Genomic DNA, 23515 nt, shown 5'->3' with positions numbered 1-23515 from the left:
TTTTTGATTTAGTGATACTAGAACAAATTTCAGAAAATGCAATCGGAGCTACCAATATGCCTTATGTTAATCGCAACGAGCACGGCGAAGTGACGGAATTATTAGATGTCTGCGATAAGGCTAATGGAGAGTGGCTTGATGTCGGCCATGCGGATGTTATTGAGTTTCTAAGAAAACCATCTCAAGCCAATAAGCTTAAGGAATCTTTGAGCCGCTCTGATAGTGAAATGGTACGTGTGGTTGAGGATTTGGTAGATATGTTAATGGAAAAGCAGGTATTCGTTTTTACTGAATTGCCAGAGGCGGTGCAAGATAAGCTTAATAAACGTAAAAAATTACGCCATGATGTTAACGCCTTAAGTAATCTCATTGGGGATGACGATAATATCTTGTAATCACTTCTTGTGGTCTTAAGGTATAAAAACTCAAAATTAGTACCTTAGTACAATAGCCAGTCTCAAGCGGCTGACCTAAAATTCCGGTTAACTTAGCAGCAATAAACGTTTGGCCTCAACAATGATAGATGCACTGGTAATCGACACAACAGATCAAATCACCTCATTGTTGTTAGGTGATAATGCTTGCATTCAAACGATTGATGATGAGGTTAAGGCATTGAATGTCATTGATAACGCGGCATCAGTCGTTGTATTGCTGCATTACAATGTACGAAAAGAGCAAACTGAAGAATATATAAAGTTAATCGTTAACACTAACGCAAAAAGCAAGGTTGTTGTTATCGCTGACAAGCTTGATGAAGAGACGGTATTAGCATGCTTACTGGCTGGTGCGCAAGGCTATCAATCATTAAGTGAATTAAAGCAATATAGTAATAAATTATTGGCGGCCATGAATGCTGGTGAGGCATGGATAACGCGTCGAATGACCGCCACATTGCTTGAGACATTGCGGGCGCATAAATAGGACAAGATTATGGCAAATGATGTAACTAGTAACGAACCAGAGGCATTAGACCTGCTGGATCTGTTGGTTGACGAAAGCAATGATATTCTGAGTGATTATGTGTCTATTTCATTAGAAACATTGAGTGAAGGCACAAAAATTAGTGTCACCACGGTGGAAGATCAGCCGGCAACGTATTCATCAACGTTAACAGGCGTGACATTAACAGACTTGCATTGTTTGGTAGATGTGCCGACAGAATCGTAAAAATTAGTACCTTAGTACAATAGAAAAATCAGTAAACGTAAGCAATACTTAGAATCATAAACAATATAGAAACCAACGGATCGGAGAAATATCATGGCTAATGTAGGCACAGTACAATCAGTAACAGGGCTTGTAAGAGCAATCGCAGAAGATGGAACGGAACGCATATTAAGCGTCGGCGATACAGTGGCTGAAAATGAGAAAATTATCACAGGTGATGGCGTTATCGTTATCGCCTTTACCGATGGCACCATCTTAGACTTGGGCAGCAACTCAAATATCGTGCTAAATGATGATGTGCTAAATCAAGAAAGCGAGCAAACCGCGCAAAGCCGATCAGAGGCTGAAAGCGAAGTAGCCGCGCTGCAAGAAGCATTAGCCAATGACCCAAATTTTGACCCATCCACATTACCGGCCACAGCAGCCGGTCCGGCAGCAGGCGGAACAGATGGTAATAATGGCCATACGGTTGTTAGTGTGGATTACTTAAATCCAACAGCACCAGTAGAAGCGGGCTTCGATACCATTGGTATTAGCCAAGCGTTCTTACAGCCAGATGAAGAATTACCACCGGTTGAACTTGAAGAAGTTGTTACGGTTTCTGTATCCGTCAGTGTGCAAGTGGAGGTTGGCGTTGATATCGATGAAGAACCAAACCCGGATGAAAAGCCACCATACATACCTGATGATTTTCCAGGTGAAGATGGCGAGTCTGTGTTTGTTAATAGCCATGGGGCCGTCGTTCTGGAAGGCACGGACGATGGTGATGAAGAAACAGGTGATGAATTTAGAGAGGTCACTTTCATCTTGAGCCTAGATAAATTGTTTGAGTCTGATGTTCTGGTTACTTATCAGTTGCAACCAGTGGTAAACGGCGATGGTTCTGATTACCCAGAAGATTGGGTAGATGGCACGCTTGATCCTCAACAAATACTCATTCCAGCAGGAACCACTGAAATACCTGTTAGTGTATTAATTAGGCAAGATCATTTAGACGAAGGAAATGGTAATTTTAATATTGTGTTGCTAGCGGCTGAATCAGAAGGTGGTATCGTAACCATCAACCCTGCTGCAGATACTGCATTTATTACAATCTTTGATGATGACACCACGCCAGAGGCAAACCCGGATACTAATTTTATTGATTTAGATAGCGGTGAAGATTACTACGTTAAAGAATCTCAGCTCTTAGATCAAGAGATGCCACTTTTTGGTTCAACAACAGGTAATGTCTTAAATAATATTGACCACACTTTTGATCCAACTCCAGGCGATGATGGTGATGAAGTCTTCTTTGAAGATATGGCCGATACTGATGAAGATGGTGATGCATTGGTTGTTACTGGAGTGATTGCTCACGGTGAAGATGGTGCGCTGAGCGGTGGAGATGACACAGTTGGTTCGATTGGTGACCCATTGGCAGGTAAATGGGGCACGTTAACTTTACAATCGGATGGTAGCTATGAATATGTAGCTGGCCCAGCAACATCAGAGCTCACGTTTGGCCAAGAAGAAACAGATCAATTCACATACACCGTAACGGACACTTACAATCAGCCACAAACAACAACACTAACCATCACTATTTTTGGTGGTGACAGTGGTGTAGAAATACGAGGTGTAGATAATCTTGTTGTGGATGAAGATGGTCTTAAAGGCGCTGTAGTTGACGCGTCACGTCCAGGAGAAACAGATAGTACTGAAAGTGCTACAGCAACAGGGAACTTCATAATTGATGCACCAGATGGTGTAGGTTCAGTAACAATTGATGGTCATTTAATAATCAGTGGTGGTGTATTAGTAGCAAGCCCAAGTTTTATAACAGGGCTAGGAAATACATTTACTGTAACTGGATATAACGCTATTACTGGTGAAGTGACCTATCAATACACATTGGAAAGCAATGAAGACCATCCAACAGCAAATCAAGAAGATAGTGTTTTTGAAACATTCCCTGTTGTATTAACAGATACAGACGGTGATTCAGCAAATAGCTCAATTTCGGTCGAAATTGTGGATGATATTCCAGTAGTAGATATTGAAGTTTCATCTGAAGGTGCTGTAGTGACAGATGAAACGAGTCAACTTAGTGTAGCAGTCACAGGTTCAACTTCTGTCTTTAGCTATGTTGTTGCCGCAGCGGCAGGTGCCGATGGTGGCACGACAGTGGTGACCTTAAGCATTACTAGTGCAGCAACTGGCTTAAAGGTCACCGATGGTGGTTATCCGATTACCTTAGTTGAAGGTTCAAGTGACAGTGAAGTGATTGGTCAATACACCGATGGAGATGATGTTTTACAAACAGCTTTTACAGTGTCTATCGACAGTGATGGAGTATTAACCGTTACACAAAATGTGGCGATGGTTCACCCAGAAAGTCCTAATGAGTATGATGAGGCAGTCGATTTAGCGGGTGAATTATCAGCGGTCGTTACCGTGACCGATGGTGACTTAGACGTAGCGACAGATAGCGTTGCGATTGGTGATCAGATTACCTTTGAAGATGATGGTCCTACAGTAATCGCTCCTGAGGTTGCTTATGTGACTAACTCTGGTTCTGCTTCAGCTCTACTTATACCGTTAGACTTTGATAATAATGTTGATGATAATTATGGTGCCGATCAACCAGGTACGGTTACTTTTGCAAATATAGCGGTGAGTGGTACTGATAGTGGCCAAACAGCAGGCGGTTCAATTATTTACCTCTACACAAATGGGACTATTGTTATAGGTTCTACATTAGTAGCTGGGACGTATGCTGATGCAATTCACCCTGATAATGTAGGTAACAAAGTTTTTACTGTTGACTTAAATTTAGATAGTGACTTAGCTACGATGACAGATAGCTATTCTGTCACTATGTTCCAACAAATTGATGGTGCAACAGCAACTTTTGATACGAGTGACAGTATCTTTGATATCACTGGTGGTAATACTAATTACACCTTTTATACTGACACAACAGGCGTGAATCCAACCGCGCTAGTTACACCATCAGGAGATGGCACATCGATCAATACGAGCGATAACGGTATTGGTATAAAAGGTGGCGGTAATGGTCTGTCTATTGGTACTAATGAAACAATTCGTGTCAGTTATGTTGATACGGTATCAGGTGTGCCTTTGTCGAATCTTGCTTACGTTGAACCAGCTGATCATACCCTTGGTGATAATGTGACTGTGAACGGTGCAACTGCAGGTTTTCTTCTTAATAATGGTACTACAGATGTAGCTATTAGAGCCTATGACGATGACGATGACGATGATATGGTGAGTGACGGTACCCTAGATGTCATAACTACAGTTGTGGTCGGCGGAGTTAATTTTATAATTGCTGATGGTAATGACACAAAATCTGGTTATTCTGTTACTTGGAACGTTGATGGTAGCGTTTTAGTAGAAGGAATTGGGGACGGTGATCAAGTTCAGGTGTTTACAGAGGATGGTCTAACCACTGTTGAGTATCAGTATGTTGCTGGTACTCCATTCCTTTTATCTGGATTTGGTGCGGCAATTCCTGTTCCTGGCGAGCTACTCAGAATAGATTTAGACTTGGAAGTTGAGGATGGAGATGGCGATACTGTTATTGTTGAAGATGCCATTGTTCTAAGTATTAGCCCAGATGACCACGTTATTATTGAGGGAACGCCGGGTAATGATGACGGGGTTGACTCTCTCGATGCTACTCCAGGGCAGGCTGCTACCTTGATTGGTTACGCGGGTAATGACAGTCTAAATGGTGCTGACCTTAATGACATACTCGTAGGTGGTTTAGGTAGTGACACAATGTCTGGCGGCACTGAGTCTGATACATTTGTCTGGAACGCTGGTGATGCAGCTGGATCGCCAGCAGATATTATTACGGACTTTAATGACGCTGGCGAAACTGATGTCCTAGACTTGTCTGATTTGTTAATCGGAGAAGAATCTGGAACATTGACTGATTACCTAAGCGTTAACGAAAGTGGTGGTGCTGTGGTGATTAATGTAAGCACGGAGGGTGGAGCAGGTGATTCACAAGTTATTACATTAGAAAATACTACCTTTGTAGACTTGGGTATAACCGGTGCGACCCAAGCAGACATTGTTGATCAAATGATTTCTTTGGGACACATCAATATTGATAGTTAATGACTAGTTTAATCAATGAGGTCAGACTCAAATGATTTTAACTGACAGTTAAATAATTCAGCCTCGGCATATTGTGTCGGGGCTTTTTATGTTTGCTAAAAATCAAGGGGTCAGATACTGTCTTAAAAAACAAGCTTAAATGGCCTGTTGTTGATAATTAATATCAAACGGTTTACCTGACTTTAGCACCCCATAAGCGAGTACCAGTAATTTTCGCATCACGGCTACTATAGCTACTTTTTTAGGTTTTCCCTTGGCTTGTAGCCGCTCGTAAAAACCCCTCATAAGAGGGTTATGCCTAACGGCGACTAAAGCGGGCATAGAAAAAATCATGGGGTCAGCCAGCTTGATATTAGTCAATTGAGATATTTTTGCTTAATTTTTTGTTGGCTAGGTAAGTCTATCAATTGTTCATTGCGTCATACTTGGGTGATAGTTTCGTTTTTACGTAGATATGCAGCCTTAAACGGGGAATGAATATTTTCTTTTTCACTAAGAAAAGAAATCAAGGGGTCAGATTGAGGCTCCCCTAGTTTAACGGATACATTTAATAAGCGACAATGTTGCTTAGGAGTATCCAAATGAATAGTAAAAGAAAGCCATACAAAACATACACGAAAGAGTTCAAAGTCGAAGCTGTTCGACTCATGAATGCATCAGATATCCCTTCTTCAGAGCTAGCCGCTCAGTTAGGTGTTAGACGTAATCAGCTGTATAAATGGAAAGCCCAGTTAGAGGATAAAGGTGACAAAGCCTTTTCTAATAATCTTGGGCGTCCTCGAAAAGAAAATCAAAGCGAGTTAGTCACCCTTCGACAGGAGAACGAGCGACTGAAGGAGGAAGTTGAGATTTTAAAAAAGGCCGCAGCGTACTTTGCCAGGGAACTCAAGTGAGGTACGCATTCATTCAGTCTCAGCAACATAAACATCCGTTAAACCGTTTATGTTCGACTCTCAACGTATCGACTAGTGGTTATTATGATTGGTTAGATAGGCCCGTCAGCAAGACTCAGCGCACAAACCAGCGACTTTTAACCAAGATACGTTGCTTCCACCAATCAAGCCGACAAACCTATGGCTCACCTCGGGTTCATCAAGATCTCTTAGCGGCAGGTGAACACGTTAGCGTTAACCGCGTTGCAAGGCTGATGAAGTCAGCAGGCATACAATCTAAAATGACAAAACGATATATTGTCACGACAAATTCTAAGAATACGTTATCGCCTGCATCTGATCGATTGAAAAGAAACTTTTTTACCGTGAAACCAAATCAAAAGTGGGTGTCGGATACAACGTTTATCCGAACACGTCAGGGCTGGTTATACCTCGCAATGATACTCGACTTATATTCACGTCAAGTTATTGGCTGGGGCATGAGTGATCGTAACAACACAAAGTTAGTTGTTGATGCCTTGCAAATGGCTGCAGTTCGTCGCGACTGTAGTGAACAATCTGTTGTCGTACATTCTGATCAAGGAAGCACCTATGCATCAGGTGATTACCAGCGGTTACTGAGGAAAAACAACATGCTAGCGAGCATGAGCCGAAAAGGTGAATGTTATGATAATGCTGTCGCGGAGAGCTTTTTTGGTACACTTAAAACTGAATTGGTCGACGACGAAGATTACCGGACTAGAGAACAAGCTAAACAAAGCTTATTTGAATATATCGAAGTATTTTACAATCGACAACGAAGGCATTCGTATCTAGGCTATGTTAGTCCAGATGAATATGAACGGGCTAATGCCCTTTAATTAATCCCTCCGTTATTTTAGGGGAACCTCAATGTGACCTGCCTATTTTTTTGCCTGTTCTAAATAAAGGGTATCAACCGGTTAGCCAGCTTGATATTAGTCAATTGAGATATTTGCGTCTAATTTTTGTTGGTTAGATAAGCGTACCAATTGTTCATTGCATCATACTTGGGAGATAGTTTTTACATGGATACGCAGTCTTAAATAGGGGGGGTGACTATTTTCTTTTTTATCTAAGGATATATTGTTTGCTAAATTGGCGCGCTCGGCGGGAGTCGAACCCACGACCTTCGCCTTCGGAGGGCGACACTCTATCCAGCTGAGCTACGAGCGCTTTGTATATTGTTGCGGTATTATAACGTGATATGTTGATGAAATATTGAACTGTTTTTACTTCGGGTTTATAGGCTTAGGGTTTATAATCCTGAAAAAATATCACTAAATTGGAGTTAGTACGTGAGTGAAGATAAGAAAATTTTAAGTGACCTAGGTGTCACGATAGGTGTGTTAGTTATTATTGCTATTGTAATTTCTTTTGTAGCGATTGGCCTGGTTGACGAGAAACCGATGTCTGCAGCAGCAGAAAAAAAGGTTTTAGATAGAATTAAACCTTTAGGTGAGTTAGCAACGACGTTAGCCGAGGCTAAAAAAGCTAGTCCAATTGTTGAGCCGCCAGTGGTGGTTGCAACGGAACCTATGTCCGCAGAGCAAGTTTATAATACGGCGTGTATGGCTTGCCATTCAACAGGAGTTGCGGGCGCACCTAAAACAGGTGATGTGGCAGCTTGGGCACCTCGTATTGCACAAGGTGAATCAGTGCTCTTTGAGCACGCGACCAAAGGTTTTAAAGGCATGCCTGCACGAGGTGGTTCTGCTCAATTATCTGATGCAGATGTGACCGCCGCTATTGATTATATGGTTGAGAGAAGTCAGTAATTTAATTTAATAAACTTTTCATAAGGGCCAGGCTTTCCTGGCCTTTTTTCTTTTGTTCTTCTGGGTTTTTCTTTTGGACGGCGGCCCAATCTAAATCGTCGACGGGCAGTTCGGTTAAGAAACGGCTGGGTTCTGTTGATGAAACATCACCGTATTTCTTTCGTTGCGCGCAATAACTAAAGGTGAGCTGTTGTTGGGCTCTTGTAATGCCAACGTAAGCCAGTCGTCGTTCTTCTTCAATTTGATCAGTATCAATGCTGTTTTGATGAGGCAGGATGCCTTCTTCCATGCCAATTAAATAGACGTAAGGGAACTCAAGTCCTTTTGCGGCGTGTAAGGTCATGAGTTTTATTTGGTCAGTTTTTTCTTCTTCCTCGTTGCGCTCTAAGCTGTCGAGCAACATCATGCGTGACACAATATCGCCCAAGCTGCGCTCTTCTTGTGATTTTTTAGCGCTGTTTTCAATCCATTTTATTAGCTCTAATACATTGTTTATTTTTCTTTCTGCCTGTTTGTCGCTATTGGCGTGAGTTTTAATCCAATCGTAATACTCAATGTGTTGAAGCATCTCATGAAGGATGGCAATCGGGTCTTCTTGTTGTGTTCTATCAGATAAGCTAACAATCCAGTCGCAGAAAGAGCGCAGTTTGTAATAGGTTCGTTCATTTAACTGTTGTTCAAGCCCTATTTCAAAACAAGCATCAAATAAACTAATGTGGCGACTATTGGCATAAAGGGCGAGTTTTTCGACAGTGCTGGTGCCAATTTCACGGCGGGGTGTATTAATAACTCGGAGAAAAGCACTGTTGTCATCTGGGTTAATAAGCAGTTTGATATAACACAGGGTGTCTTTTATCTCAGCATGGGAAAAAAATGAAGTGCCGCCGCTGATGGCATACGGTAACGATAGTTCCCGTAGGCTTTTTTCTAACAGTCTTGCTTGGTGGTTGCTTCGGTAGAGGATAGCAAAGTCAGCATTGCTGGCCCGGTGTTTAAATTTTATACGAGAAATTTCGGCCGCGATTTGTTGTGACTCCGAAAACTCATCTTTACATCTGATGACGTTAATTTTCTCATCACTTTTGATGTCGCTCCAAAGGTTCTTTTCATATAAATGCGGGTTGTTGCTAATGAGTTGGTTAGCTGCTTTTAAAATACGTTGATTAGAGCGATAGTTTTGTTCGAGTTTAATGATCTCTAATCTAGGGAAATCCTTTTTTAGTGTGAAGAGGTTTTCTGGGTTAGCCCCTCGCCACGCGTAAATGGATTGATCGTCGTCACCAACGACGGTGAATTGTCCTATGGCGCCAACTAAATGCTTAAAAAACTCATATTGCGTGGTGTTTGTATCTTGATACTCATCGAGTAAAAGGTAACGAGTACTGTTTTGCCACTTTTCTAATACTGACGGGTGTTCGTTAAAAAGGACTAACGGCGTTAAGATTAAATCATCAAAATCGACCGCATTGCATACGCGGTTATATTGCTGATATTGTTCATATAATGCAGCAGCAAACTGCTGTTGAGCGTCTTCAGCTAAAGACATGGCTTGTGCGGGCAAGACCGCTTGGTTTTTCCAGTCGGATATTTGCCACGAAAGGGGGGATATTTGAGCTTTATCTAACTGATGTTGGCTATTATCTAAAATATCTTGTAGGACCTTAAATTTATCCTGTTCATCTAAAATGCTAATGTTCTTTTTAAAGCCAAGTGTTTGATACTCCTTGCGAATAATATCAAGACCTAGGGAGTGAAATGTTGATATGCGAATGCCTTTTGTTTTTTTTGACGAACAGAGTTTGTCAACACGTGAACGCATTTCTCTTGCAGCCTTATTGGTAAAGGTAACGGCGGTAATATGTTTGGCTTCAACACCGTTACTAATAAGGTGTGATATTTTTTCGGTAATGACGCGGGTTTTTCCGCTGCCAGCACCTGCAATAACAAGTAAGGGGGTGTCCGTTGTGATAACAGCTTTGTGTTGTTCTGGGTTTAGTTTGGGCACGGCGACTTAAAAGATGAGTTTGGGAGCAAATTTTACTCGTTCTTTATGATATTTTCAGCGCTTTATGTGACGCGTTTATCCATGCGGCGATAGCTTAAGGCTTCAGTTAAGTGGTGGCGTTGAATATTAGTTTGATGGTCCATATCGGCGATGGTTCGCGAGACACGTAAAATGCGATGATAGGCACGGTGCGATAAACCCAGTTTTTCAATTGCTTGCTCTAGTAGCTGATGATCTTCATCGCTTATTTGGCAATGTTGTTTGATTTGTGCAGTGGATAATAATTCGTTGAGTTGACCTTGTCGTTTTAGTGCTTTTATTTGCGAGTGATGCACCCGTAAAGCAATTTGTGCACTACTTTGCTCACCTCCGTTAGTGCCTTTACGTAGCATTTCACTGGAAATACGGGGTACCTCAATATGCATATCAATTCTGTCGAGCAAGGGGCCGGATATTTTGTTTCGATAACGGCTGATTTGAACAGGGTTACATTGGCATCGTTGAGAAGTATCACCAAGGTAACCGCAAGGGCATGGATTCATCGCGGCGATAAGTTGGAAGCGAGCAGGAAATTCTGTTTGGTGGTTAGCGCGGGAGATGGATATTTTTCCATTTTCAATAGGTTCGCGTAATACCTCTAAGACTTTACGGTCAAATTCGGGGAGTTCGTCTAAAAATAAAACGCCGTGATGCGCGAGCGATACTTCGCCGGGTTTTGGCGAACTGCCACCACCGACCAAAGCAACAGATGAAGCGCTATGGTGAGGAGATCTAAAAGGAGGCGTCCGCCACTGGTGAGTATCAAGGTTGTGCTGACTAATAGAGTAAATTGAGGCGGTCTCAATGGCCTCTTCTTCGCTTAGTAGCGGTAAGATGCTTGGTAATCGAGCTGCAAGCATTGACTTGCCGGTTCCTGGGGGACCAAGCATTAATAGGCTGTGGCGTCCAGCAGCGGCAATTTCTAGTGCGCGTTTGGTGTGTTGCTGCCCGTGAACGTCTGAAAAGTCGAGATTATTTATTGAGGGAGAGGTTACATCATTTTTAGGTTTAAAAAGAGGTAGTTCTTGCTGTCCATGAAGGTGCGAGCAAACAGCTAGCAGATGAGGAGCGCCAATAATATCAACACTTGAGATGAGCGCTGCTTCGTGTTGATTATGGGTGGGTAAGCAGAGTGTTCGATGGCTTGTTTGGCAGGCTATAGCTGTGGGTAATGCGCCTTTAATGGCTCTTAATTCACCGCTTAACGATAATTCGCCAAGAAACTCATAATCAAGCAGTTTGTCGTTGGGTATTTGGCCCGAGGCTGCAAGAATACAAAGCGCTATGGGTAAATCGAATCGCCCGCCTTCTTTGGGTAAATCAGCAGGTGCTAAGTTAATGGTGATGCGCTTAGCAGGAAACTCAAATTGACAATTGAGAATAGCGCTGCGTACGCGATCTTTACTTTCTTTAACAGCCGCCTCAGGTAAGCCAACAATATTTAGGCTGGGTAAACCGTTTGCTAGGTGCGCTTCAACGGTTACTAATGGCGCATTAATGCCAGTGGAGCTGCGCGTTAGAGTAGTAGCTAGTGACATGGTGGAATCCTTTCCTTAACAGCATGATTTAATGAGGAAGCTTTAGGTGTTATTGTTTTTCGTCAATTCATTAAGAGTTTGTTCAAGCGCATCTAACTTCTCACGTGTTCTCGCAAGCACAGCACTTTGTACATCAAACTCTTCACGCGTAACTAAGTCTAACTTAGCAAACTGTTGTTGCAAAATTGATCTAAAGTTTTTTTCGGTTTCACTTTTAATGCTTGCAAGGTCGTTGGGTAAGTGGTCGATCAGCGACTGGGTAATGCTTTCAATTATAGTTGGGTTAATCATAGCTATATAGGGTATATGAAATTTAGTTAATGCACCGGTTAGGTGCGTGAAAAACAAAAAAGGCCGTAATTAGTGCGGTTTTGTTGTTTTTTTTTTAGTAAAAAAGCTTGATTTTGGCCATTTGTGCTACAATAACAACAAATACCGTTTATGCAAAAAACACTTTAAAGCTTGGACGGTATCATAATTTATCAACAACAAGGAATGAAAATGAAATTATTAAAAACAACTGCAGTTGCTGGCTTATTGGTTGCTTCAAGTGCAGCAAGTGCTATCGAAATCAGCGGCAACGTTGCTTTAACAACAGACTATATCTGGCGTGGTATGTCTCAAACTGACGGTTCACCAGCGATTCAAGGTGGATTTGATGCGGACTTAGGTAATGGCGTATATGCTGGTGTTTGGGGTTCAAATGTTGATTTTGATTCTGACGAAAGCATGGAATTTGATGTTTATGCTGGTTGGGCTGGTGAGTTCAATGGCGTTGGTGTTGATATTGGTGCTATCCATTACGCATACCCAACATCAGGAACAGAGACAGATTTCACGGAAGTTTATGTAGGTCTTTCAATGGGTCCTGCTTCTTTGACTCAGTATTTTGGTGTTGATTTAGGCAGCGATGACCTTGGTGATTACCGTTTAGGTAACTACACAGACCTAGGTCTTGATCTTGGCGAGTACAACGGTATCGCTTTTGCTGCTCATGTTGGCTACTATGATTTACAAGCTGACTCAAGTGACTACTGGGATTGGAAATTAGCTGCATCTACTACTTACATGGGTGTTGATGTAGAAGTTGCTTACACAGATGTTGATACTAACTCAGACAACGTAAGTGATGCACGTGGTGCATCTGACGATGCTGCATATGTATTAACTGTTTCTAAGTCTCTATAAGACTGAGTTCAAGCAGAGCTTCTCTGCTTATTTAACTTGTTTTACCCTAACGGGTAATGAGTTAAGCAGTTTAAAAACACCCCTCCTTGAGGGGTGTTTTTTTATGCCCAACGTAAATAATAAACTGGTTATAGCTGGTTCATTGGCTGCACTAATATGGGGCAATATTTGATTTTAGAGTTTTCCTCGCTCGGCTTTTTATCATTTAACTATTTGAATATTAACGTTTTTTTAAATATGGCATGCCCTATGCATTATTATCCCCGTCAATAAGACATCAAAGAAAAGAGGAACAATAATGAAACTAGTAACAGCTGTATTAAAGCCTTTTAAATTAGATGATGTTCGCGAAGCGTTATCTGATATTGGGGTTTCCGGCATTACCGTCACTGAAGTTAAAGGTTTCGGTCGCCAAAAGGGTCATACGGAACTCTATCGTGGTTCTGAGTATGTTGTGGACTTTTTGCCTAAAGTAAAAGTTGAGATTGCCTTGTCAGATGAGCAAGTTGAGGAAGCAGTCGATTCAATTATTAAAGCGGCAAACACTGGAAAAATTGGAGACGGCAAAATTTTCATAACTGAGCTTGAAAAAGTTGTTCGTATCCGTACTGGTGAAACTGGCGCTGAAGCGCTTTAATTTAAATAATTGGAGGATCTCAACGTGGATCAAATACTAGAGTTACAATATGCGCTAGATACGTTTTATTTCTTAATGTGTGGTGCGCTTGTTATGTGGATGGCAGCTGGCTTTTCAATGTTAGAGGCAGGTCTTGTTCGTTCAAAAAATACAGCAGAAATTTTAACTAAGAACGTAGCGTTATTTGCTGTTTCATGCATTATGTATTTAGTGTATGGCTATGAAATTATGTATGGTGGCGGTGCCATGTTAAGTGGTATTGAGCTAGACGGCGCTGCAACTGCCGATGCTTTGACAGCTACTGTTTTAGCAGAATCAAAAGAAGCCGGGTTTGATGGCGGTTCTGTATATTCAAATGCCTCAGACTTTTTCTTCCAAGTGGTGTTCGTTGCTACAGCAATGTCGATCGTTTCAGGTGCGGTTGCTGAACGTATGAAGTTATGGGCATTCTTGGCCTTTGCTGTCGTGATGACAGGCGTGATTTATCCTATGGAAGGTTCATGGACATGGAACGGTGCAGATGTCTTTGGCATGTATAACCTAGGCGACCTTGGCTTTTCAGATTTTGCAGGATCAGGCATTGTACATATGGCTGGTGCAGCTGCAGCGTTAGCAGGTGTTTTATTGCTGGGTGCTCGTAAAGGAAAATATGGAGCTAATGGTGAAATTCACCCTATTCCCGGAGCAAACTTACCCCTAGCTACATTAGGTACATTTATTTTATGGATGGGCTGGTTTGGCTTTAACGGTGGTTCTGTGTTGAAGCTAGGTGATATCGCGAGTGCTAATTCCGTAGCGATGGTGTTTTTAAACACGAATGCTGCGGCCGCTGGTGGTGCGATGGCGTCATTAATCATGGCCAGAATAATGTTTGGTAAAGCTGATTTAACGATGTTATTAAACGGTGCATTAGCAGGACTTGTTGCGATTACTGCTGAGCCTTCAACACCGACTGCGTTGCAAGCTACTTTATTTGGTGCAGCTGGCGGTGTTTTGGTTGTCTTATCAATTGTGACACTTGATCGATTAAAAATAGATGATCCTGTAGGTGCTATCTCAGTACACGGTACTTGTGGCCTATTAGGACTATTATTGGTGCCGTTAACAAACGATGGTTCAAGCTTTTCTGGTCAGTTGATCGGTGCGGCAACTATTTTTGTTTGGGTGTTTGTTGCAAGCCTTGTGGTTTGGGGTGTGTTGAAAGCTGTAATGGGTATTCGTGTTTCAGCTGAAGAAGAATATGAAGGTGTTGACCTTAGTGAATGTGGTATGGAAGCATATCCAGAGTTTACTAATAAATAAACGACATATTTAAGTGGTACAAAAAAGGGCGCTTAAGCGCCCTTTTTTGTATTTGAAAGAAACCTTACTCAGTTAATAGTGTTTGTGCTTCGCGGTATTTAGCCGCTGTTTTATTTGCGATTTCCGCTGGTAAGGTAGGCCCTGGGTTTGTTTTATCCCAATCTAAGGTTTCTAGGTAGTCACGAACGATCTGCTTGTCAAAGCTAGCAGGACTTGTGCCCACTTTATATTCTTTTGCATCCCAAAAACGTGATGAGTCAGGTGTTAACACTTCATCAATAAGGTGTAGCACGCCATTGTTATCTAAACCAAATTCAAATTTAGTATCAGCGATAATAATATTACGTTCTAAGGCGTATTGAGCAGCCGTTTTATATAAGGTTAAGCTGATATCACGCACTTGCTTCGCTAAATCTTCACCTAATAGTTGAATAGTCTCTGCGTAAGAAATGTTTTCATCGTGATCGCCAACTGCTGCTTTAGTTGAAGGTGTGTAAAGCGGCTCAGAGAGTTGTGAGGCTTGTTGTAAATTTTCAGGTAATTGAATACCGCATACCTGTCCTGACTTTTGATAGTCTTTCCAACCAGAACCTATTAGGTAGCCACGAACGATAGCTTCAATAGGTAGTGGTTTTAGTTTCTTTACGATGATCCCACGTTTTTCAAGGCGCTGGCAGTCTTTCTCATCATCTAATACTTGATTAAGTGTTAATTTAGATAATTGATTAGGGATTAGGTGGGCTAATTTTTCAAACCAAAAATTGGAGACTTCGTTTAGCACAATCCCCTTGCCAGGAATAGGATCGGGTAGAATAACGTCAAACGCAGATAAACGATCGGTGGTAACAATTAACATGTGCTTATCATCAATATCATAAATGTCGCGAACTTTTCCTTTATGGATAAGTGGCAGGCTGTTTAGGTTGGCATCGAGTAAGGAAGCTGGAATAGTCATTTGATTTAGTATGCTTAGTAAAAAAGCTGCTAATGATCTAATTTTATTAAGAATTTTGCAAGTAAAAGGTGTGAAACGATGAGATGGACGGGTAAATTATTAGGCGCTGTTTTTGGTTATATGACGTTTGGTGCTTTAGGTGCGCTACTGGGCGTCTATATTGGTCATAAATTTGATACAGGTATGGCACAGAATCCATTTGATCCAGAGCGCCAGCAACGAACAAAAAAGATATTTTTTAAATCTACATTCGCGATCATGGGGCACCTTGCTAAAGCGGATGGGCAGGTGTCCAAAGAAGAAATTCAAATGGCTCAGCAGGTAATGGCTCAAATGGAGCTATCCGCGGCGATGAAAAAAGAGGCTGTTAATGAATTTAATCGCGGAAAAGCCCCTGAGTTTAATTTAGATGCCGAGCTGGATGAATTTAAACAGGCATGCCAGCGGCAAAAGAACTTAATTCGCATGTTTATTGAAGTGCAGCTTCAAGCAGCTTATGCAGACGGAGAGCTAGATGATGCGGAAGATCAAATATTAGCGCATATTTGTGGACGTTTAGGTATTCCTCAGTTTGCATATGAGCAGCTAAAGCGTATGTTGGGAGCGAGTCAACGACGGGGCGCGCATCAACAAAGCCGATCAACACCAGAAGAGGCCTACGCTATTCTGGGAGTGAGTGAGTCTGCAAGCGATGCGGAAGTAAAAAAAGCGTATCGACGCTTAATTAGCCAACATCATCCCGATAAATTGGTATCAAAAGGCTTACCTGATGAGATGATGAAGATAGCAAAAGAAAAGACGCAGCAAATCACAGAAGCTTACGATACCATCAGAGACCTTCGAAAGGCAGCTTGAGCTTTTTAATGTTTGAGCTATATTCAATTGACAATACACTAAATATATAAGGCTTCGCCATGGAATGGCTAAGGGTTTAACGTTTATGGATGAACAAAATATCAATCTGCAATCAATACCAACGAGAGGGGCGCAATACTTTAGCGATGATGTTCGTCATTATCAGCAATTGTTTGATTTAAACCTTAACCCCATGATGGTGTACGGGGATGACGGCTTGATTGAATTAAATAAGGCCACGCTGCAGATGTTTAATGCAGCTTCTCGAGATGTGTTACTGGGTCTTCATTTGTTTTCGCTGGCGCCAGACTGTCAACCGAATGGGGTTGCTTCAAAAGAACTTTTTAGCCATTTACTGCAAGAGGCTAGTTCAAAAGGTAGTGCAAATATTCAATGCATCTGTAAAAGATTTGATAGCGATGACGAGTTCCCTGTGGAAATGGTGATGAGCTTGTTAGATTTGTCCGACCAAACCTTGTATCAGGTGACGCTGGTTGACTTATCACACCAGCAGCGCTGGCAAAATGCGCTTCAGGTTGAAAAAGAACACGTCGAATTAACGTTGAAGCACGTCGATAACGCAGTCATAACGGCATCACAAAATGGTCTGGTGACGTATATAAATGAGGCGGCCTGTCAATTGACCGGTTGGAATTACTCAGAAGCGATAGGCGTGCCGGTTAAACGTGTGGTTTGTTTAGTAAAAAAAGCCTCGAATACGTTGCTGAGTTATTACTCTAGCGATGAAGATAGATCGTTTAATAGTGTTGAACAGCTCCCTCGTCATGTCATGCTTGTGACGAAAGGCGGTCAACGGGTCCCTGTGCATGGGAAGATGTCTACTCTAGAGGGGGCAGGTGAGTTTACTACGGGGTGTGTCATTACACTCGTCGATACAACCGAGCATTCAGCTTACAGTGAAGAAATGATATGGCATGCAACGCACGATATGTTGACGCGTTTGCCTAATAGGGCCCTGTTAACAGACCGTTTTGAGCAGGCGCTTCATTTGGCATCGAGACATGGTACTAATTTGGCTGTTTGTATGATGGATCTAGATGAGTTTAAGCCGGTCAATGATACCTATGGCCATGAAGTAGGGGATAAACTATTAATTGAAGTGGCAAGCCGTCTGAAAAAACAACTTCGCCAGGAGGATACTGTTGCCCGGTTAGGTGGTGATGAATTTGTTATTTTGATCGGTGAGGTAAGTCAAAAACCAGCGTTAGTGCAAGCCTTGTATCGTTTAAAAGCTGCGGTGTCTGCGCCTTATCGGATTGATAATAAAACCATAGAAATCTCTTGCAGTATTGGCGTGGCAAACTATTCGGGTGAAAAAGTAAATGCTGATACGTTATTGCGACAAGCTGATCAGGCGATGTATGACGCTAAACAATCAGGCCGAAATAGAATTCATTGGTTTGATGTGGAGCAGAACCAAAAAGCGCATGATTCTGAAAAAGTTATTAAGCGAATTGAGCGCGCACTAGCGGCTGGTGAGTTTGAGCTGCATTATCAACCCCAAGTAAATATGAGAACCGCTGAGGTTGTTGGTATGGAGGGTTTGCTACGATGGCGACACCCTGAAAAAGGCCTGATACTACCAATGGAATTTTTGCCAATCATCGAGCAGCATGAGTTAATCATCAGCTTGGGCGAATGGGTGATAGCATCAGCATTAGAGCAACTATCGGTTTGGCAAAAGCAGGGTAAGCAGTGGACGGTGAGCGTCAATATTGCAGCAAAACATTTTCATTTGCCTAGTTTTTATAGACGATTGAGAGATAGCTTAAAACAATACGCCAATGTGGAGCCAAATAAGTTTGAAATAGAAATACTAGAGTCGGCAGCGCTGGGGGATATTCAACACGTACAGGCAGCTATTAACAACTGTAAAGGCTTAGGTGTGCGTTTTGCGTTGGATGATTTCGGTACAGGGTACTCATCGTTAGGTTACTTAAAGCGATTACCTGCCGATAGGCTAAAAATAGACCAATCATTTGTAAGTGATATTTTGGATGATAAAGAAGATCTGGCGCTTGTGCAGGCGATTATAAGCTTAGCGACGACATTTGAACGAGAGGTGCTAGCAGAGGGTGTCGAAACCGCTGAGCAGGGAGGGCTCTTGATGCGTTTAGGCTGTGATGTTGCGCAAGGGGATGGGATCGCAAAGGCAATGCCGGCAGAAGCGGTAATGGCTTGGTCAGAAAAATTCACACCCGATGCGAGATGGAACGTTTGGTCAGAAACGGAATGGGATCTCAAGGTGTTTCCGTTATTGGTAGCGCAGTACGACATTCGTGAATGGGTTAATAATGTACTGAACCCAATTGAAGACGAAACATTAGCTGCTGAAAAAGCGCGACTAAGTGATGAAAATAGGTGCCGTTTTGGGGCTTGGTATCATTCAGATGGGTTAAAGCAGTATGGTCACTTAGCTAACTTTGGAGTTATAGACAAGCTGCATCGGCGTTTACACAGCGTAGGCGACCAAGTTATACAATTGTATAAAGCGCATTATAAGCAAGAAGCAAAAGAAAAGTGTGCAGAACTTCGTGAGATCAAAGATGAATTGCTGTCGATATTGGATGAACTGCAATTAAAGGTGTTTTCAAGCTAGCGCCTTTGTGGGGCGATAAAAAACTGTTGTTCTACGACTCTACTCGTTAAAATTAAATGTATTTTAATCCAATGAACAGGAGGTGCTATGCCATCATTTGATGTGGTTTCAGAAGTCGATACACACGAATTAACCAATGCGGTTGATCAGGCAAACAAAGAAGTGAGTACGCGTTTTGATTTTAAAGGGACTGATGCCTCTTTTGAATTAGCTCAACATGAGGTTGTTCTAAGTGGTGAATCAACATTTCAATTGGGTCAGATGCTGGATATTTTTCGCATAAAATTATCTCGTCGGGGTGTTGATGTTGACTGTATGGACGTACAGAAGGCCGAAGAATCAGGCTTAAGGGTGCGCCAAAAAGTGATTATCAAAGAAGGCTTGGATAGCGAATCGGCTAAGAAAATAACCAAGTTAATTAAAGAAAAAAAATTAAAAGTCCAAGCGCAAATTCAAAAGGAACAAGTTCGTGTAACGGGTAAGAAGCGCGATGAGTTACAAGCGGTAATGGCTTTATTAAAAGCGGAAGACTTAGGTATTCCATTACAGTTTAAGAATTTCCGCGATTAGTATTGCCTGGCCGGCAAACGGCTGCCGCGACTATATTCTTTGCTCTAGATAAAATAAGTTATTTAAGTAAATAAAATTCCTAACTAGTTGTTTTTTAATGTAATAAATAAATAGGCATATCAATTGCTTTGTTTTTATTAAGATTAATAAATAAAGGGTTAGATGATGCGATTTTTGTCGGTTTTTAATGTAACGCTGTTGATGTTGTTAGGTTCGGTAGTTGTGTTGATTTCCCCTAGCCATTTGTTTGCGTTGATCAATGTCCCTGGGTTGCTGGTAGTGTTAGGTGGTACTTTATGTGCTGTGATGCTTAGCAAACCGAAACATAAAGTAGTGCAGTTGTTACGCGAATTGCCTGATATTATTCAAGGGAAAGAAAAAGCGTTTCAAGGGCGTGCGGAGTTTAAACAATTGCTCCGTTGTGCGCAGTTGTATCGCTCCTCTCAACTGCGAGTGCTAGAGCAAGAAATTAAATTGGCGCAACAGCCGTTATTAAGGAAAGGCGTCCAGCTTATTCTTGATAGAACCTCGTTAGAAGATATTGATACTATCCTGCGAAAAGAGCGAGCTCGTTTGCTAGTAGTCAATCAGGAAAAGTCACAGATTTTACGTTTAATGTCGAGTTATGCCCCTGCGTTTGGGATGCTAGGAACCTTACTGGGTATGATACATATGCTTTATGGTTTGGGCGATGTAGGCTTGGATGAAGTCGGTGTCACAATGGGGTTTGCTCTGCTGACAACATTATATGGTTTGGTTGTTGCTAATTTGGTATGTAAGCCACTGGCGATTAAATTGGAAAAAGTTACGGCAGAGCATGCCGCGCACCTTAATGTATTGTTAGAAGGCTTGGTGATGGTGTATCAAAAGAAACACCCTTTTGTGATTCGTGACATGTTAGAAGCACACGGAATACCAGCAGACACAAAACCTGAAACAAAAAGAGCCACCACTAAAAGTAGACTGTCTAAATTATTACCTTTAATGGCCTCTCATGTCGATTGAACGAAGGTCACAGTCTAGTGAAACGCTGCTTCCAGTAGAGGACAATGAGTCGTGGGCGGTAAGTTATATTGATCTATTGCTATTAATGGTGACACTGTTTGTTTTGCTGCTCGGGTATCAACAACAAGGCATTCAGTCGGCAGAGGAAAAGTCTCGGGCAGCTAAAGCCATGCAAATATCTCCCTCTGTTGATAACGGTGCCTTTTTAGATCAGGTTTACCTTAGTCATTTAAAAGACCGGGTGAGCGTGGTAGAAGAGCAAAATATTATTAAGCTGGCGATGAGCGATAGTATTTTATTTTTCCCTGCAGATGCTACGTTAAGCCGCTCTGGTGAGCGGGTGCTAGATGAAATAGCGCTGATGTTAAAGCAGCGCCCTTGGCATATTCTGGTGGAAGGTCATACAGATAATCAGCCGATTTCTACGCCAAGGTTCTTATCAAATTGGGAGTTATCATCTGCAAGAGCGACGAGTGTCACGCGGTATTTAATCGGTCGTGGTATTGCTCCACAACGATTAAGCGCTATTGGTTATGCAGATACTCGGCCGATAGCTAGCAATATAAAGGACGAGGGGCGCAGTAAAAATAGGCGCGTAGCGTTAGTATTACGGGTTGCTGAGTAACCTATTATTGGTGTGACCGGTTTGTTATAAAAGGCTAAACACAAAACCGATCATCGCGCCAAAAACGCCGCCCCATACCACTAACCAACCCAAATGTTCTTTAATCATTTGCTGGATAATGATTTTGACCATATCGGGTGTCAATTCATCTAGTCTTTTTTCGACAATAGCCTCAATGTCATCGATTAAATCACCGCTGATTTGCTGAGCATTAATGCCTTCATGTATGGCGTCGATAAATGCTGGGCTTTGGGTCATCTGTGCAAGTGTTAAGCGAATCTTTTTACACACAGGTTCTTTCAAAGGGTCGAGCGCAGCAACGCCACCAACCATGGCTAGCATGCTGCCAAAGGATGACTCGGCAATCGCATCAACCAGTCCTTGAAAGAGTTGGTCATAATCAAGCCGATCAAGAAGTGGTTCAACATTAAACAGCTGTTGGGCGGCATCTTCTTCACGCTGTAGAAAACGTTGTATATTTTCCTGCGTAAAAAATTGCCGCATGATCAGGTCTTGAATGCCGCGTTTGAACTCTTCGAAATGAGCAGGAATAATGCCAGAGCCATATAGAAAAGGTACTTTTTCGAAAAGCATATGAACCGCAATCCAATTGGTAACTGCGCCAGAAAGCGCGAAGACACCAATGGCTCTAATATTCTCAGTGTATAGCGGGGTAAAAAAACTAGCGATAATAATGCCAACTGCCAATAAATTGGTGACTAAACTTTTGTTCATAAGACAGGCTGTTTTTTTAATTGATAGGGTTTTGCTCAAAAGGTCCGCGTTAACCAACCATGTATCGGCCAGCGGTAGCAATAACGATAACACTCAGCCCAATGATAAGGTTGATGGCAATTAACAGACGAATTTGTCCTAGGCTTTTAGCCGCGCCTTCCCAGTTCTGTTCAGTAACGGCGCGTTTTAATTTACGTGTAGGTGCAAAGAAGATATGCATAAAAATAAGCACCATAATGATACCCATGCTCATCATGAGGTGAACATAGGGTGCAACATATTTCATGCCGCCAAATTTATTAAAAATAAGCCAAAAACCTGTGCCAAGTAGTAGTACAGCGCAAACCCAGACCCAAGGGAAGAATTTGGCAAACACAGTGGACCACAAGCTGAGTTGTTGAGGCGAATCAAGTTGGGTGGCAATACTGGGGCGTAAAACAAGGTAAGCGAAAAACATTCCGCCTACCCAAATAACAGAAGATAAAGCGTGCAGACTAATTGCTAGAGAGATCATGAGTATTCCTTTTTTATTGTGATTGAAGAGGGTGTTTAAAAACGTGTATAAGCCAATTATGTATCGATAAAACCAAGGTGTCATTTAAACCAGTAAAGAGATGGTCGGCACCTGAGATTTCAACTTGACGGTTAAGAGGGTTGCTCTTAACCAGCGCTAATTTTCGCATAGGAGCGGTTTTTTTTACATTATCAAGGTCTTGGCTGCCAAAGATGTCGAGAACAGGGATGGATAAGTCCCTTAAATGTTCAGTTGCTTGAGCTTCTGGTAAGTCAGAGGCCAAGGTGGGTAAGCCAATTAGTACAAGAGCATCACAGGCTTTTTTGTCTTGTTGGGCTAGAAAATTTGTTGCCATAATGCCACCCAAGCTATGTGCTATTAATACGCAAGGGTGGTTGTCAAAGTTTTCACGCATGTAGTTTAAGGTCGACTCGATTCTAGGGCCGTTTTCTTTAATTAAAGCTAAATGATCGTTAATAGAGGCATCATCAGAAGCCATTGGGAGTTGAATGGATGCGGTGACCCAGCCCATTTGTGCCAGTTGACTACGCAATGGTCGAATGATTTGTGGTGCATTTGGGTTTGAGCCCATGCCATGCAAAATAATAATACTACCGCGCAACTGTTCAGGCTCTTCATTATTAAGTAGCCCCAAAAACTCGACACTGTCGGTTTTTAAAGTCAGTATGTCGCCAATGATAATACTGTCTTTGACGCTTTCTGCGATGCGCTTTTCTCTGTCTAAGTCTGCGCAAAATGCAAAACCGCTAGCAAGTAGACCAAAACTGAATGCTAAAAAAGGTAACAGTTTTTTAGGCATGGTTGAGAAGTATTATGTGAATGAATTGAAGTGCTCATGGTGCATTAGTGTACGTAAAAAATCTAGACTAAAGCAGGTATTAGCACTGCTAATTCATACAATGGTTTTTTGTCAGAT

The 23515-nt window shown here is 42.0% G+C and carries 22 protein-coding genes, 1 tRNA gene and 1 pseudogene; 15 read left to right on the top strand and 9 right to left on the bottom strand.

The genetic code is table 11. From position 1 onward, the window contains the following. Positions 1-56: 56 nt before the first annotated feature. From CYCPU_RS0110470 to CYCPU_RS12165, 4 genes are all read left to right on the top strand, one after another. Entirely contained in the window at positions 57-395 is a 339-nt protein-coding gene (locus CYCPU_RS0110470) for a hypothetical protein (protein ID WP_015006828.1), read from the top strand. Between the two features lie 121 nt (positions 396-516). Beyond that, positions 517-924 carry a response regulator transcription factor gene (locus CYCPU_RS0110465; RefSeq protein WP_020162671.1) on the top strand — a complete coding sequence of 136 codons (408 nt, stop codon included), beginning with the start codon at positions 517-519 and terminating at the stop codon, positions 922-924. A 9-nt stretch (positions 925-933) separates the two neighbouring features. Next, positions 934-1170, top strand: a complete 237-nt coding sequence (locus CYCPU_RS0110460; RefSeq protein WP_020162670.1) for a type I secretion C-terminal target domain-containing protein — start codon at positions 934-936, stop codon at positions 1168-1170. A gap of 93 nt (positions 1171-1263) precedes the next feature. Then, positions 1264-5301: a retention module-containing protein gene (locus CYCPU_RS12165; RefSeq protein WP_020162669.1), complete on the top strand. Its 4038-nt coding sequence runs from the start codon at positions 1264-1266 to the stop codon at positions 5299-5301. 135 nt (positions 5302-5436) lie between these two features. Here the strand turns inward: CYCPU_RS12165 and CYCPU_RS0110450 are convergent. Then, positions 5437-5631 (bottom strand): annotated as a pseudogene (locus CYCPU_RS0110450) (IS110-like element ISCARN57 family transposase); the annotation flags it as partial. 251 nt (positions 5632-5882) lie between these two features. On the opposite strand from CYCPU_RS0110450, the gene CYCPU_RS0110445 reads away from it, so the two are divergent. Both CYCPU_RS0110445 and CYCPU_RS0110440 read left to right on the top strand, forming a co-directional pair. After that, positions 5883-6194 (top strand): transposase, encoded by a 312-nt coding sequence (locus CYCPU_RS0110445; protein WP_020162667.1) that lies wholly within the window; start codon positions 5883-5885, stop codon positions 6192-6194. Then, positions 6191-7054, top strand: a complete 864-nt coding sequence (locus CYCPU_RS0110440; protein WP_026362668.1) for an IS3 family transposase — start codon at positions 6191-6193, stop codon at positions 7052-7054. Before CYCPU_RS0110445 ends, CYCPU_RS0110440 begins: the two co-directional genes overlap by 4 nt. Positions 7055-7311: 257 nt before the next feature. On the opposite strand, the gene CYCPU_RS0110435 is transcribed toward CYCPU_RS0110440, so the two are convergent. Beyond that, positions 7312-7388 (bottom strand) — tRNA-Arg (locus tag CYCPU_RS0110435). Positions 7389-7510: 122 nt separating this feature from the next. Between CYCPU_RS0110435 and CYCPU_RS0110430 the strand changes: the two genes are divergently transcribed. Next, positions 7511-7990, top strand: a complete 480-nt coding sequence (locus tag CYCPU_RS0110430; protein ID WP_015006822.1) for a c-type cytochrome — start codon at positions 7511-7513, stop codon at positions 7988-7990. A 1-nt stretch (position 7991) separates the two neighbouring features. Here CYCPU_RS0110430 and CYCPU_RS0110425 read toward each other — a convergent pair whose 3' ends face one another. The 3 genes from CYCPU_RS0110425 to CYCPU_RS0110415 all read right to left on the bottom strand — a co-directional run bounded on the left by CYCPU_RS0110425 (position 7992) and on the right by CYCPU_RS0110415 (position 11863). Further along, a complete protein-coding gene (locus tag CYCPU_RS0110425; protein WP_020162665.1) occupies positions 7992-9995 on the bottom strand; it encodes a UvrD-helicase domain-containing protein in 2004 nt (667 codons plus the stop codon). A 62-nt stretch (positions 9996-10057) separates the two neighbouring features. Beyond that, positions 10058-11572 (bottom strand): YifB family Mg chelatase-like AAA ATPase, encoded by a 1515-nt coding sequence (locus tag CYCPU_RS0110420; protein ID WP_020162664.1) that lies wholly within the window; start codon positions 11570-11572, stop codon positions 10058-10060. A 42-nt stretch (positions 11573-11614) separates the two neighbouring features. Then, complete coding sequence (locus CYCPU_RS0110415; protein WP_020162663.1) at positions 11615-11863, bottom strand: accessory factor UbiK family protein; 249 nt, start codon at positions 11861-11863, stop codon at positions 11615-11617. A 210-nt stretch (positions 11864-12073) separates the two neighbouring features. Between CYCPU_RS0110415 and CYCPU_RS0110410 the strand changes: the two genes are divergently transcribed. From CYCPU_RS0110410 to CYCPU_RS0110400, 3 genes are all read left to right on the top strand, one after another. Then, positions 12074-12760: a TorF family putative porin gene (locus CYCPU_RS0110410; protein WP_015006818.1), complete on the top strand. Its 687-nt coding sequence runs from the start codon at positions 12074-12076 to the stop codon at positions 12758-12760. 298 nt (positions 12761-13058) lie between these two features. After that, positions 13059-13397, top strand: coding sequence for a P-II family nitrogen regulator (gene glnK / locus CYCPU_RS0110405; RefSeq protein WP_015006817.1), 339 nt, complete (start codon positions 13059-13061; stop codon positions 13395-13397). Positions 13398-13421: 24 nt separating this feature from the next. Next, positions 13422-14699 (top strand): ammonium transporter AmtB, encoded by a 1278-nt coding sequence (locus CYCPU_RS0110400; protein WP_015006816.1) that lies wholly within the window; start codon positions 13422-13424, stop codon positions 14697-14699. A 64-nt stretch (positions 14700-14763) separates the two neighbouring features. Here CYCPU_RS0110400 and CYCPU_RS0110395 read toward each other — a convergent pair whose 3' ends face one another. Next, entirely contained in the window at positions 14764-15654 is an 891-nt protein-coding gene (locus tag CYCPU_RS0110395) for a phosphoribosylaminoimidazolesuccinocarboxamide synthase (protein WP_020162662.1), read from the bottom strand. A gap of 78 nt (positions 15655-15732) precedes the next feature. Here CYCPU_RS0110395 and djlA point away from each other — a divergent pair, with 78 nt between their 5' ends. The 5 genes from djlA (at position 15733) to CYCPU_RS0110370 (ending at position 21329) form a co-directional block, all read left to right on the top strand. Beyond that, the gene (gene djlA, locus CYCPU_RS0110390; RefSeq protein ID WP_015006814.1) at positions 15733-16509 is read left to right on the top strand and encodes a co-chaperone DjlA; all 777 of its coding nucleotides are present in this window, start codon (positions 15733-15735) and stop codon (positions 16507-16509) included. A 64-nt stretch (positions 16510-16573) separates the two neighbouring features. Next, positions 16574-19129, top strand: coding sequence for an EAL domain-containing protein (locus CYCPU_RS0110385; RefSeq protein ID WP_020162661.1), 2556 nt, complete (start codon positions 16574-16576; stop codon positions 19127-19129). Between the two features lie 87 nt (positions 19130-19216). Then, a complete protein-coding gene (locus tag CYCPU_RS0110380) occupies positions 19217-19699 on the top strand; it encodes a YajQ family cyclic di-GMP-binding protein (protein WP_015006812.1) in 483 nt (160 codons plus the stop codon). Positions 19700-19861: 162 nt separating this feature from the next. Continuing rightward, a complete protein-coding gene (locus CYCPU_RS0110375; protein ID WP_223253213.1) occupies positions 19862-20704 on the top strand; it encodes a motility protein A in 843 nt (280 codons plus the stop codon). Next, the gene (locus CYCPU_RS0110370) at positions 20694-21329 is read left to right on the top strand and encodes an OmpA/MotB family protein (RefSeq protein ID WP_015006810.1); all 636 of its coding nucleotides are present in this window, start codon (positions 20694-20696) and stop codon (positions 21327-21329) included. The genes CYCPU_RS0110375 and CYCPU_RS0110370 overlap by 11 nt, the downstream gene beginning before the upstream one ends. Positions 21330-21353: 24 nt before the next feature. Here CYCPU_RS0110370 and CYCPU_RS0110365 read toward each other — a convergent pair whose 3' ends face one another. Genes CYCPU_RS0110365 through CYCPU_RS0110355 form a run of 3 tightly spaced genes read right to left on the bottom strand, consistent with a single transcriptional unit; the run spans position 21354 to position 23398 of the window. Continuing rightward, on the bottom strand, positions 21354-22064 hold the full coding sequence (locus tag CYCPU_RS0110365; protein ID WP_016390458.1) for a DUF445 family protein: 711 nt from the start codon (positions 22062-22064) through the stop codon (positions 21354-21356). A 49-nt stretch (positions 22065-22113) separates the two neighbouring features. Next, on the bottom strand, positions 22114-22578 hold the full coding sequence (locus CYCPU_RS0110360; RefSeq protein WP_016390459.1) for a CopD family protein: 465 nt from the start codon (positions 22576-22578) through the stop codon (positions 22114-22116). 13 nt (positions 22579-22591) lie between these two features. Further along, positions 22592-23398 (bottom strand): alpha/beta hydrolase family protein, encoded by an 807-nt coding sequence (locus CYCPU_RS0110355; RefSeq protein WP_020162659.1) that lies wholly within the window; start codon positions 23396-23398, stop codon positions 22592-22594. Between the last annotated feature and the right edge of the window lie 117 nt (positions 23399-23515).

This window comes from Cycloclasticus pugetii PS-1, assembly GCF_000384415.1.
Lineage (GTDB): Bacteria > Pseudomonadota > Gammaproteobacteria > Methylococcales > Cycloclasticaceae > Cycloclasticus > Cycloclasticus pugetii.
The sequence above is the reverse complement of the archived record's forward strand: the minus strand, read 5'-3'. Positions and strand labels throughout refer to the sequence as shown.

What these genes read in the sequence shown, in the direction of transcription:
- CYCPU_RS0110410 (WP_015006818.1), top strand. Translation starts at nt 12,074, where the DNA reads ATGAAATTATTAAAAACAACTGCAGTTGCTGGCTTATTGGTTGCTTCA.
- CYCPU_RS0110395 (WP_020162662.1), bottom strand. Translation starts at nt 15,654, where the DNA reads ATGACTATTCCAGCTTCCTTACTCGATGCCAACCTAAACAGCCTGCCA.
- CYCPU_RS0110470 (WP_015006828.1), top strand. Translation starts at nt 57, where the DNA reads ATGCCTTATGTTAATCGCAACGAGCACGGCGAAGTGACGGAATTATTA.
- CYCPU_RS0110355 (WP_020162659.1), bottom strand. Translation starts at nt 23,398, where the DNA reads ATGCCTAAAAAACTGTTACCTTTTTTAGCATTCAGTTTTGGTCTACTT.
- CYCPU_RS0110420 (WP_020162664.1), bottom strand. Translation starts at nt 11,572, where the DNA reads ATGTCACTAGCTACTACTCTAACGCGCAGCTCCACTGGCATTAATGCG.
- CYCPU_RS0110415 (WP_020162663.1), bottom strand. Translation starts at nt 11,863, where the DNA reads ATGATTAACCCAACTATAATTGAAAGCATTACCCAGTCGCTGATCGAC.
- CYCPU_RS0110370 (WP_015006810.1), top strand. Translation starts at nt 20,694, where the DNA reads ATGTCGATTGAACGAAGGTCACAGTCTAGTGAAACGCTGCTTCCAGTA.
- CYCPU_RS0110385 (WP_020162661.1), top strand. Translation starts at nt 16,574, where the DNA reads ATGGCTAAGGGTTTAACGTTTATGGATGAACAAAATATCAATCTGCAA.
- glnK (WP_015006817.1), top strand. Translation starts at nt 13,059, where the DNA reads ATGAAACTAGTAACAGCTGTATTAAAGCCTTTTAAATTAGATGATGTT.
- CYCPU_RS0110445 (WP_020162667.1), top strand. Translation starts at nt 5,883, where the DNA reads ATGAATAGTAAAAGAAAGCCATACAAAACATACACGAAAGAGTTCAAA.
- CYCPU_RS0110380 (WP_015006812.1), top strand. Translation starts at nt 19,217, where the DNA reads ATGCCATCATTTGATGTGGTTTCAGAAGTCGATACACACGAATTAACC.
- CYCPU_RS12165 (WP_020162669.1), top strand. Translation starts at nt 1,264, where the DNA reads ATGGCTAATGTAGGCACAGTACAATCAGTAACAGGGCTTGTAAGAGCA.
- CYCPU_RS0110460 (WP_020162670.1), top strand. Translation starts at nt 934, where the DNA reads ATGGCAAATGATGTAACTAGTAACGAACCAGAGGCATTAGACCTGCTG.
- djlA (WP_015006814.1), top strand. Translation starts at nt 15,733, where the DNA reads ATGAGATGGACGGGTAAATTATTAGGCGCTGTTTTTGGTTATATGACG.
- CYCPU_RS0110360 (WP_016390459.1), bottom strand. Translation starts at nt 22,578, where the DNA reads ATGATCTCTCTAGCAATTAGTCTGCACGCTTTATCTTCTGTTATTTGG.
- CYCPU_RS0110365 (WP_016390458.1), bottom strand. Translation starts at nt 22,064, where the DNA reads ATGAACAAAAGTTTAGTCACCAATTTATTGGCAGTTGGCATTATTATC.
- CYCPU_RS0110465 (WP_020162671.1), top strand. Translation starts at nt 517, where the DNA reads ATGATAGATGCACTGGTAATCGACACAACAGATCAAATCACCTCATTG.
- CYCPU_RS0110375 (WP_223253213.1), top strand. Translation starts at nt 19,862, where the DNA reads ATGATGCGATTTTTGTCGGTTTTTAATGTAACGCTGTTGATGTTGTTA.